Genomic DNA, 10,526 nt, shown 5'->3' on the forward strand with positions numbered 1-10,526 from the left:
CAGTACCACGATCGAGCGATCACGAACGAAGAGAAGTCGGACTTAACGACCACTGAGGGATGTACCGACGAGGGCGAGCCGTGGTCAGCGGCGCTGCGCCCTCTGTGTCAACACCCGATCGGAGCCCCACGTGTCACCAGACGACCCGAGATCCGCCGAGCAGCCGATGCCCTGCGGTCGCACGCCCCGCTGTAGCCGGATGCGCCGGCGCTTCGTCGCGGGGGCGGTGGCGGTGCTCGCCGCCTCGGTCGGCCTCGGCGCCCTGGCGCCCAGCGCGGGCGCCGCGCCGACAGTCGACATCAGTGTGAACGCCGGTGCCTCCCTGGGCACGGTGCCCAGCAGTGGTGTCGGCCTCAACACGGGCTTCGGCGACGAGCACATGGGGGACGCCAAGGTCACCTCGCTGATGAACGCCGCGGGAGTCCGGCAGCTGCGGTTTCCCGGCGGCTCCGGCGCGGACGAGTACCACTGGAAGACCCACACCTACGGCGACGGCAAGGGCTGGATCCCCTCCAACACCGACTTCGACCACTTCATGGCCACCGCGAGGACGGTCGGCGCCCAGCCGATCCTGACCGCGAACTACGGCTCCGGCACCCCGCAGGAGGCCGCCGACTGGGTCAAGTATGCCAACGTCGAAAAAGGCTACGGCGTGAAGTACTGGGAGATCGGCAACGAGGTCTACGGCAACGGGCACTACGGCACCGGCAAGGGCTGGGAAACCGACACGCATGCCGACAAGAGCCCCACGGCGTACGCGAAGAACCTGGTCGCCTACGCGAACGCGATGAAGGCCGTGGACCCGAAGGTGAAGATCGGAGCGGTGCTCACCACCCCAGGCTACTGGCCGGACAAGGAGAAGGCTCCCGGTGACAGCGCCGACTGGAACCACACGGTGCTCTCCATCGCGGGAGGCTCGATCGACTTCGTCATCGTCCACTGGTATCCGGGCGGCACCACCACGGCCGACCTGCTGAACACCCCCTCCCGGATCGCCGGTGTCACGTCCTCACTGCGCTCTCTGATCACCACCTACGCGGGCTCCCGCGCCGCTTCGGTGGAGATCGCCGTCACCGAGACCGACGCCGTCGGCTCGCCAGCCCTGACCAGCCAGGCCGCAGCCCTGTACGCGCCGGACACCTACATGAGCTGGTTCGAGCACGGCACCACCCACGTGGACTGGTGGAACCTGCACAACGGCACGGACCAGGCACCCACCACCGTCAACGGCCAGACCGACTACCAGGACGGGGGCGTGCTCTCCGCTGGAACCTGCGCCGGAGGGAAATGCCAGCCGCCGCGCGACACACCCTTCCCCACCTACTGGGGCATCCACTCGCTGACCGCACTGGCGCAGCCCGGCGACACCATGGTCAAGTCGTCCTCGGGCGACCCGTCGGTTGCCGTGCACGCGGTGCGCAGCGCCAACGGCGCTCTGAACGTCATGCTGATCAACAAGAACCCGCAGAACGCGGCGCAGGTGTCCCTCTCGTACGCCGGATTTACCCCGGCCGCAGGGGCGGTCACGACCGTTTCGTATGCCACGGGAGGCACCGCCCTGACGACGGCGGAGCGGGGCACGGCGGCCGCACAGACGCTGCCGCCGTACTCGATCACGACCCTTCAGCTGAAGCCCGCGTCAGGGACCGCCGGCGCTGACAAGCCGACGCCCGTCCCCACACCGACCGCCACCACGCCGGTTGCCTCCGGCACGACCGGCACCCGTGCGCAGGCGGAGATCGGCGCACGCGTCGGCCAGCCGACCCCGAGCAGCACGCCCGGCGGCCTGGCTACCACCGGGGCGAGCAAAGCCGTCACGTACAGCGCCCTCGGTGGCCTGCTGGGCATCGCCGCCGGCGTCGCACTGGTGCTTCGCGGACGTCGCCGCAGGGCTTTGCACGGCAAGTGAGACCACATGAGTGGCTGACGGCCCGGCAGCAACGCCACCACCCGTGGCGTGCGTGCCGGGCCGGCGGCCTCCGCGTCGGGGTCGGCGGTCAGGAAACGAACACGGCCCGGGTCGTTGACCTGGACCAGGCCTACCTCGGCACCGGTCCCGACCCATGGGGCGGCCCACGGGCCGCGTTCCGGGCCACCGTGGAGCTGCCCGGCACTGACAACTGGGGGTCATCCCCGCAGGTGCCGGGAGCCCGAGGGCTGCCAGACCTGGTCGGGAGATGGCCAGCAGCGTCCTGACCGCCTCGCCTGGCACCTGGACGCGGAATTACAGGGAGGCAGGGCGGCCGCGCTAAGAACTCAAGGGAATGACTCGCTCGGCGTCTTCATGGCCCCTGCGATGGGTGGTGCATGTGCTTGCTAAGGGCTGTCTGTTTTCGACTGTGTGTTTTGGTTCAGGCACGGATTCCGTGAAGTGGAGCGTGCTGCCGTGCGCCGGTGACGCTCCGTCATCCTGGGGATCCTTCTTCAGTCGTGTGAGACCTTGCTGGAGTTGGTGTTCCCGCACCTGGTGACGGTGCTGGTGGAACGCGTGGTGGTGGAGAGCGGCGTGCTGCGGATCGCGGCGAGCACGAAGGCGTTGAACGTGTTCAGAAAATCTGGCAGCATGGCGTGCGGAAAGGCCTGTCAGACCAGGGGGACGTGGATCCGTCTGCTCTCGGCACGAGTTGGCCGTGAGATCCGGAGGTCGGTACGACATGCTCATCGTCTCGCTCATCGCCTTGCTCGTCTTCTTGTTCCTGTTGTTCCTGGGCCTGATAGCGGCCGTCGTGCCGGGCCTGCTCGTCGGGTATGCCTTCGTCGCGGTGAGCGGCAAGCTGTCGCTCACCGCGAGGGTTTCGTTGCTGGTGGCCCTGGCGATGGGTACGGTGGCGCTGTGGCTGGGCCTGGGGGAACCCGCCAGCGTCCTGCTGCCGCCAGCCATGCTGGTGTCGTTCCTCGCGACCCTCGCCTCGGGAGCCATGTTCCTCGGGCTCGAAGCCCGCAAGCGGCGCGCACCCCGCTACCCCGCCCCGGCCTGGCAGAGCTGGTAGCCGCCGCCCCCCGTTTCCCTACAAGGTGTGACTGCGATGTGCCGTGTTCGTGTCAGTGAGGGATGGCAGTGACGTCGTGTCAGGTGCTGTTGGTCTCCTGCTGAGGAGGGCGTACTTATCTCGGTGTGCTGAGCATCCGGCCGTCGCGTTCTGAGTACCCGCACTCATCCCGTGGCGCCGCCGGCCTTCCAGACTTGGTGCGTTACCACAGGTCAGCGCCAGGGAGTCCGTCATGTTCGCAGTATCCGCACGCCAGAGGACGGCTGTGCCGAACCGCACCCTCGTGGTGGCTGCAGCGGTCCTTTGGGCGGTCACCGGGTCGGCAGTGGGGTTGATCTTTTTCGTCGTGGCCGCGCTCAGTCTGTTGGGTGCGGCGACGGGTGGGGACATGACTGAACTGTTGCTCTGGCCGGTGTGCATCGTCGGTGGAGCGGGCACGGTCTTCACTCTGCTCTACTTCGCTCCTGGCATCCGGCGTCTGTCGCGCGAGGCCCGTTTCACTCTGCTGGGTGCTCTGGCCTGCCCCGGGCCCCTGGCCTTGGTCATCTACGTCATGACCCGCTGAGCGTGCCCCCGTCGGTGGAGCCGGGGGTACGGGTGCCAACGATCCCGAGGAAGTGGGCGGGAGGTGTAGGGGTCCCTTGGTTCGGCCAGTATTTCGCTGCCTAATGCCGCCGGGCGGTTGGCCTCGGGGCGCTGGCTGCCCGGGTGCCGCCGGGGCGGCCGCAGCGGTTGCGGGGGCGTGGCAGCGCGGCCGGGTGTTATTGCCAGAAGATCTGTTCGATGACGATCTGTGGGTCGGTGGTGCGGTGGGTGAAGGTGTAGCGGAGCCAGCCGTGACCGTGGTCGAAGTAGAGGATGTGCGGGCCGCGGGGTTCGGTGGAGCGGACCGGTTCGATGCTGACCTTCGCTGTGTCGAGGTGGTCGTCACGGTAGGGATGGCGGGAGGTCTTCAGCTAGGTGACCGCATCGATGATCAGGTCTCGCACGCAGGTCGGCAAAGCGTCGCGGTACTCGGCGGCCAGCTTGGTCCAGTCCGCAGCCCAGGGCGGGCCGGTGAACTCTGCGCTCACTCGCCGGGCCCGAGCGAAGCGACCTGGTGGTGGATCCGGGATGCCTCTTCGAGGAGATCCTTGGCCTTGTCGGGATCGGCGCTCTCGGCGGCCCGCTGCTCAAGATCACGAACGTGGTGGTCGAGCCCGGGATCGCGGGCGAGGGCGTACTCACCCCACCAGCGCGCCAGGAACGCTGGCGCCGCTCCGATGTCGTAGGTGTCGGCGATCTTCGCCTGCCAGTTGGCCTCGAAGTCGGCCAGCAGCTGCGGCGCGTGCACGGCGATTGCTGCGCGCAGTGCGGGAATGCTGCGCTCGGGCATCGGAGGGACTCCTTGGGAGGGCCCCGGGGCGGTGGTCATGGTCGCATCCTCTTCCGGTTGGCGCCGTCCACGATAGTGCGTAAGGCGTGGGGAGGGAGGGTAGGCGAGAGGATCCGGCCGCGGGCCGTGGAGCAACGGCGGACCCGAGGTTCCGGGTGGTTCAGCCGGCCCATCTCATGCCGATCGCATCGAGCTGCGCGACGCGTTCGTCACTTAGCGAGGCCCTTCTCGCCCGGCTGTTGGCGATGAATGCGCCGAGTTTGATCGGGCGTTCTACCCGTCCCTGCTCGTGTTCGTCGGCGGGTAGTCCATCTTCGTTGAGGGTTACAGGCTCGACGTGTTTGCGGGGGACGGTGAGGTGGCCTTCCCGCTGGTGGAACTGGGCAGCGGCGGCGAGGTTGATGGTCCATTTGTCTGCTTGGCTGGTGTGCCCCACGGCCTTGGCTTTCTCCCGTTCGCTCGCCGGCTCCAGTCCGAGGATGTTCGCGAGCATCCACTGCTGCCCGGTGGCGAGGTTGTCCCAGCCGAAGCGCTGCGCGCGTACCCACTGTCCGAGGTCTTCGCCTTGGACTACGGCGTCACCGGGTACCGCGGGTAGCTGTCCGCCTGCTTCGATGTGGCGGCGTACGAGGGTGAAGCAGCGTTGCCAGGTGACGGGCCATGCGGGGCACCAGGCCGGGTCGATCTCTTCCAGCTGGTCGCGCCGCTCCTGGGGCATCGACCACGCCGACGGCAGCGGCTCCAGTCCGTCGGCCTCCCGTTGTTCGTTGTCGATGGTGCGGCGTGCGGCGGCTCTCGCGTTTTTGAGCCAGATTCCGATGGGCTGGCCGTGCCAGGTGGCGTCGGTAGGTGCGAGGAGGTGTCCGTGTTCCTGGGCCCAGCCGTGGGCGGCGGTGAGGCCTTCTTCCCAGGCGGTGTCGCGTGCGGACCAGACCATGTCGAGTTCGTTGAGCTGCTTGACCCGCTCTGCGGTCAGTCGGCCTGTGGTGTGGTTGCGGCGTGCGTCGGCGATCCATTGTCCGAGGGGGAAGCGGGCGAGTGAGGCCGGCCACCGTACTGGGTGTTCCTCGGCGTCTTCTGCCGCGTCGAGCAGGGTGTCGTCGACGGTGTCATGGTCCTCGTCGGCGACGGCCTGTTCGAGTGTGTCGAGTGCCGTCTCGATGCGCTCCTGCCCGATCCGCTCCTGGCGGATGCGCCGACGGTCCGGCTGCTCCTGAGCCTGATCCTGGTCTTGTTGTTCGGGTGTGGGGACGCGGTAGGTGAAGGGGACGCGGAGGTCGCCGTGCTGGTGGCGGTAGACCATGGCGGCTTCCAGCCCCCGCAGCCAGTGCGTGGTCTCCGGCTCCAGCACCCTCAGCTTGATGAACGCGGCGAGCTTCGCGGGATTGCGGGGCGTGGAGAACCGCAGGAGGGCGTGTGCTGGCCCGCTGATGCCATCGGCGTCGGGATGCCACTCACCGGGCTGCTGCGCCTGGGAGAGGGGGGTGTAACGGCTGGGGGCTTGGGGTTCGGCGAGTCGTTCGACGATGCGGGTGTCGTGTGCGCGGAGGGCTTCGAGCAGCTTCACGAGGTCCGCGTAGGAGCGAGACGTGAGCATGTCGTCCGGCGTCTCCCCGGGCCCGAGGAGGACGGGGACGACAAGGGATGCGGTCTTTCCTTCGCCGGGCTGCATGCGTAGTGCCCGGCCGACGGCTTGGACGAGGTCGGGCATCGATCCGCGCAGGTCCGCGAAGAACACGGAGTCGCAGTTGGCGGTGTCGACGCCTTCGCCGAGGACGCGTACGGAGCTGAGAAACGTCTTGCCGACCTCAGTGCCATCAGCCGCGACGCCGGCGGCGAAGTCGTCCAGGACTCGCCGCCGGTAGGCGGGCGGGTGTTCGCCGCATACCCAGTCCGCCCACACCGACGCCGGGTACAGCCCGGAGTCGAGGGTGTGGAGCTGGGCGGCGACGTCGGGCAGGCCGCTGGCGAAGGCTTCGGCTTCTTTGACCTGGTGGTGGAAGACCAGGGTGCGTCGGAATCTTCCCGTGGCGGCGGCTTTGACCAGTGCGGTCTGCAGGGCGGCGAGCCGGGCTCCGCGGACCCGGTCGGAGCGCTGCTCGACGCCGAGCAACTGCGCCACCTGGAGTCCGGGGTCGCTGACGTCGACGGCGATGACCTGGTAAGGGGCGACGGTCTTCCGGTCGATGGCCTCCGACAGCGTCAATGTGTAGCAGCGGGCACCGAACGGCTCGTTCTCGTCGTCTTCCATCGACGCGACGAGCCCGCCGGGCGCGCCCTGCTCCTGCTCGTCCTCCCCGTCCTGCCACAGGCGCGGGGTGGCGGTCATGTACAGACGCCGGACGGCCGGGATGCGGGTGTTGTCGTGGACCACGGCCCAGGGCTTCCCGATCCGCCCGGACGTACGGTGCGCTTCGTCGATCACGATCAGGTCCCAGCCGGGGAGGCCTGCGGAGTGTGCGCGTTCCAGCGTGCCGAGTCCGAGCGAGGCGTAGGTGGAGAAGACCGTGGTCTGTTCCAGGTGCGCGGTCCACCGAACGAGCTCGTCCGGGGCGGTGGTGTTCGCGAATCCGGCCTCCGACTCGCGCAGTGACGACACCCCCAGCACTGCGCCAGTGCGTCCGCCCGATCGCCAGGCGGCCTCTGTCTGGGTCAGCAGGTCCAGCGACGGCACCAGGACAAGTACCCGGCGGGCCCGCAGTTCCGCCGCGCTCCTGGCTGCTACCAGGGACTTGCCCGAGCCGGTGGCCATGACCACCTGGGTGCGCAGCCCTTGTTCCGGGACCCGGCCCGAAGCGGGCATCTCCAGTGCTTTCAGCACCGCGTCCACGGCCTCACGCTGATGTGGCCGCAACTCCATCCGGACCATGTCCCGTCCTGCCTTCCGGTCACCCACGCGGGTGATCTCCATCCGGACTCCGCGCAGCAGAGCCTGACGCACGCACGCTGGAAGCGTGGCCTCTCATGGCTCCGGGCGCTGGCCCTGATTCCGGTCCCGGCCTGATGGCCGCAGCGCTAGAGAGCCCGGACGCCAGTAGCTGTCTATCAACTATAGAATGATGCACACCGGGTTTCATCCTCCCGAGGCTCGGGGAGGATGCGCGTACAGCCGATGCGGATCACGTTCTCGGCACCGTCGTACGAGGGGTTGTGTATGGCTCAGGGGACTGTGAAGTGGTTCAACGGTGAGAAGGGCTTCGGGTTCATCTCCCCGGATGAGGGCGGTGCGGATGTCTTCGTTCACTTCAGTGCGATCCAGGGCTCGGGGTTCAGGAACCTGGAGGAGAACCAGCGGGTGGAGTTCGAGGTCACCGCGGGGCAGCGCGGCCCTCAGGCCGACAAGGTGAGGGCGCTCTAGCTACTGCCAGCGTGGCCCCGCGTCAGCGGGGCCACGGCCTGGAGGCGAAGCCGGACGGCCAGGGAGTACAGCAGGCGCCCCCTTAAGACGCCATAGCCGGCGTTTCCGTGAAGCGGGGTCATCTTCGGAGGGTTGGTGCCATCCGGGCGCTTCCGAAGATGGCATGGAGCATGTAGATCACTCCGAGGCTGACCAGCGCGAAGAGAGCGAGTATCAGGATGGCGACGACGGTGAACTGACTGACAGGATGCGTCAGGAAACGCTGCCGGGCTGGGCGCTGGATTTTGATGGCCCACACCCTGCCATGCTGTTTCTGCTCGCATGTCTGTTCTGATTGGGAGTCTGGATGATCGAGAGCCCGTGGACTCCAGCGCATCAGGCGGTCGAGTCGGGTGACCATGCGGCGCTGACCCGTCTCCTGGACGAGGGGGCGGATCCTGAAGAGGTCTGTTGCGGGCTGACACTGCTCCTTCACGCTATCGATGTGGAAGGGGATGGGGCACTCCAGTCGGGCGGGCCGATCGACTCGGCTCTTACGGCGATCCTCCTGGCCTACGGTGCAGACCCGACGGCTACGCCCGATGGCGAGACGCCTCTCGAACTGGCCCGCTACTACAACCACGACATGGCCGTCAGACTGCTGGACCGGTTCACGACGGCCACCCCTTCTGGTATCGGCCGCCCGCGGAGCGGGCTGCGGTCCTGGAGGCGGAGCGGGTAGGCCCCAGAGGGAGGCCGGTCTGCGGGAACAGGGAAAGACGGGTGTTTCTTCGGCGGGTTTCGGTCAGGATCAGGGGGATGAGCCACGACACTGATCCCGTAACCGCTGTGACCTTGTTGTGGGAGGAGCATCGCTCTGCGCCCTTCCCGCCTGGTCTTGCCGGTGCTGATCGGGCGGGTTTTGACCTTGTCCTGGTCGACTCGGACATCACTGGGTGTGTGCATACGTGGCTGAGTAATGCCGGCACTTTGGATGAGTGGCGATACAGGGTCCTGCATCGGCGTGGGGACCAGCTCGGCGAGATCCTTACCGTGCTCGGGGATGGTGACTGCCCGGCGTACTGGGACCGGCTCTTCCGTATGGCTGAGCTCGTAGCGTCGACGGATCCCAGGCCTCGGGATGCCTACCCGCCTGAACCGTGGACCGCTATGGACAGCTTCAAAGACTTCGGGGGAGTAGCTCACCCCGTTCCTCTTTGCAATGGGATCGGTAGCGGCTGGGGTGGGTCAGCGGCGTGGGGTAGCTTCACCGGCACTGAAGGACAAGGGGGATGACATGCAGATCGCTGGTGCCGAGGTCTTCTCTTGCGCTGTGTGCGGCGCCCGGTTGTCCGCGCCGGTGCGCGAGGTGCATCCGCCGGCGGAGGACGAGGTCTGGACGCCGCTCGACTCTCCTGTGGCCCCCTGCCCGCCCAGGATGGCGGCAGGCACGTTCGCCCGCGACCCGCAGCCGGGACGCATCACCTGGGGCTCGCTGCCCAAGGGCTTCGGAATGTCCCGGGCGGGGCACGGGCCGGGGGTGGACTTGCTGTTGAGCCCAGGCGACCTGGTCGGTACCACGAAGATCCTGAGCCGCTGGGGCGGCTGCTGCGGGCCAGGCGGGCACCAGGGGCCGAACCTGGCTTGCGCGGGATGCGGGGCGGAGGTCGGGCTGTGGATCGGTGACTGCTACACCTGGCTGGAGGTCGTCCTCAATGGGCGCCTGGTCAGCCGTTCCTCGTTGGTTTAAGCGTCGGCGAAGCAGGTCGGCGGTGACCACTGCGGCATTAGTCTGCTGCACCTGCCGGCCGGGCCTCGGATGAGCGCGGTCCGTCTGGCCGGTTACTACGGTCATGACATTGCCTACCGGCTGATAGACCGGCTCACCTCAGCTGCTGCTGCCCGTGGAGCGGGCTGTGGTCCTGGAGGCGAAGCCGGAAGGACTGAAAGGGCGGCAGCGGAGCGGGACCGCCCAACGGGCCGCACGCGCGGACCGGTGACACGGGGTCATCTCCCCTGCGGTTGCTGCGCCCTTGTGGGGGAGCCTCGGCAGGGGCGGGATGTTGTTGGCGGGGTGTCGGCTTGCGGCTGGTCAGTCGTTGTCGACGTTGCTTCCGTGCTGGGTGCCGCATCCCTCCATGATGTCTGGGTATCCGTGGGTGATCACGAGGCGGTAGGAGGTGGGGATGAGGTCACAGTCTTGGTTCTTCCATTGGATGGCACCGAGGGTCCAGATGGCGAAGAGGATGACTGCAACGTAGGTGGCGAGGTTTTGTGGGGGTCGCCACCCGCCGGGACTGCCGTTGTTCCGGGGTGGGAGCTGTTCACCCCCGTTTTGCGGGGGTAACCAGGGGTGCTTGCTGTCCGGGGGGCGCCATCCGCCTTCGTTGTCTGCCATGGGCTGATTGTTGAGGCTTGGTGTTCGTATGGCCAGAGCTTGGGAGATCAGTCCCAGCCATTTCAATGGGGAGTGAACCGGATACTCACGCCGGCCCAAGGCCCCCGGCCGGGGCCAGCGCATCTTCGGCCGGACCCGACCCAAGCCCCGCAGCCAGCGGCTCTGTTGCCAGCCGCCCGCGAAGCGGGCAGGCCTGGAGGCGAAGCCGCAAGGCCAGGCAGAGGAGCGAAGCGGATCTGTCCGCCAAGGGCGCGCAGCGCCCGCAGGCCCCAACACGCCGAAGGCGCAGACCGAGTGAAACGAGGTCAGCTCCGGTGAAGCGAAGCGGAACCGGAGCAGTCCGCAGCGAAGCGAAGGACACCGGCCCGAAGGGCCACGGCCCCGCGAAGCGGGGCCGTTCGTTGGCACAGCGCGCAGCGCTGTGGG

General features: G+C 67.9%; 11 protein-coding genes. 7 read left to right on the forward strand and 4 right to left on the reverse strand.

What is annotated here, in order from left to right:
- Positions 1-199 precede the first annotated feature (199 nt).
- Entirely contained in the window at positions 200-1,909 is a 1,710-nt protein-coding gene (locus OG737_RS33960) for a cellulose-binding protein (protein ID WP_405676300.1), read from the forward strand.
- 515 nt (positions 1,910-2,424) lie between these two features.
- Here OG737_RS33960 and OG737_RS33965 read toward each other — a convergent pair.
- Entirely contained in the window at positions 2,425-2,565 is a 141-nt protein-coding gene (locus OG737_RS33965) for a hypothetical protein (protein WP_405676298.1), read from the reverse strand.
- Positions 2,566-2,630: 65 nt separating this feature from the next.
- Between OG737_RS33965 and OG737_RS33970 the strand changes: the two genes are divergently transcribed.
- Both OG737_RS33970 and OG737_RS33975 read left to right on the forward strand, forming a co-directional pair.
- Complete coding sequence (locus OG737_RS33970; RefSeq protein ID WP_405921067.1) at positions 2,631-2,990, forward strand: hypothetical protein; 360 nt, start codon at positions 2,631-2,633, stop codon at positions 2,988-2,990.
- Positions 2,991-3,222: 232 nt separating this feature from the next.
- Positions 3,223-3,555 (forward strand): hypothetical protein, encoded by a 333-nt coding sequence (locus OG737_RS33975; RefSeq protein WP_405676294.1) that lies wholly within the window; start codon positions 3,223-3,225, stop codon positions 3,553-3,555.
- Between the two features lie 504 nt (positions 3,556-4,059).
- On the opposite strand, the gene OG737_RS33980 is transcribed toward OG737_RS33975, so the two are convergent.
- Together OG737_RS33980 and OG737_RS33985 are read right to left on the reverse strand one after the other, a co-directional pair.
- Positions 4,060-4,365, reverse strand: a complete 306-nt coding sequence (locus OG737_RS33980) for a hypothetical protein (RefSeq protein ID WP_405676292.1) — start codon at positions 4,363-4,365, stop codon at positions 4,060-4,062.
- Positions 4,366-4,525: 160 nt separating this feature from the next.
- A complete protein-coding gene (locus OG737_RS33985; protein ID WP_405681268.1) occupies positions 4,526-7,234 on the reverse strand; it encodes a Helicase associated domain protein in 2,709 nt (902 codons plus the stop codon).
- Positions 7,235-7,519: 285 nt separating this feature from the next.
- Here OG737_RS33985 and OG737_RS33990 point away from each other — a divergent pair, with 285 nt between their 5' ends.
- The 4 genes from OG737_RS33990 to OG737_RS34005 all read left to right on the forward strand — a co-directional run bounded on the left by OG737_RS33990 (position 7,520) and on the right by OG737_RS34005 (position 9,452).
- Positions 7,520-7,723 (forward strand): cold-shock protein, encoded by a 204-nt coding sequence (locus OG737_RS33990; RefSeq protein ID WP_405676290.1) that lies wholly within the window; start codon positions 7,520-7,522, stop codon positions 7,721-7,723.
- A 163-nt stretch (positions 7,724-7,886) separates the two neighbouring features.
- The gene (locus OG737_RS33995) at positions 7,887-8,057 is read left to right on the forward strand and encodes a hypothetical protein (RefSeq protein ID WP_405676288.1); all 171 of its coding nucleotides are present in this window, start codon (positions 7,887-7,889) and stop codon (positions 8,055-8,057) included.
- Positions 8,058-8,069: 12 nt separating this feature from the next.
- Positions 8,070-8,444 (forward strand): ankyrin repeat domain-containing protein, encoded by a 375-nt coding sequence (locus OG737_RS34000; protein ID WP_405676286.1) that lies wholly within the window; start codon positions 8,070-8,072, stop codon positions 8,442-8,444.
- Between the two features lie 555 nt (positions 8,445-8,999).
- The gene (locus OG737_RS34005) at positions 9,000-9,452 is read left to right on the forward strand and encodes a hypothetical protein (RefSeq protein WP_405676284.1); all 453 of its coding nucleotides are present in this window, start codon (positions 9,000-9,002) and stop codon (positions 9,450-9,452) included.
- A 342-nt stretch (positions 9,453-9,794) separates the two neighbouring features.
- On the opposite strand, the gene OG737_RS34010 is transcribed toward OG737_RS34005, so the two are convergent.
- Positions 9,795-10,100, reverse strand: coding sequence for a hypothetical protein (locus OG737_RS34010; protein ID WP_405676282.1), 306 nt, complete (start codon positions 10,098-10,100; stop codon positions 9,795-9,797).
- Positions 10,101-10,526: the final 426 nt, after the last annotated feature.

The sequence above is a fragment of the Streptomyces sp. NBC_00122 genome, assembly GCF_045160845.1.
GTDB lineage: Bacteria > Actinomycetota > Actinomycetes > Streptomycetales > Streptomycetaceae > Streptomyces.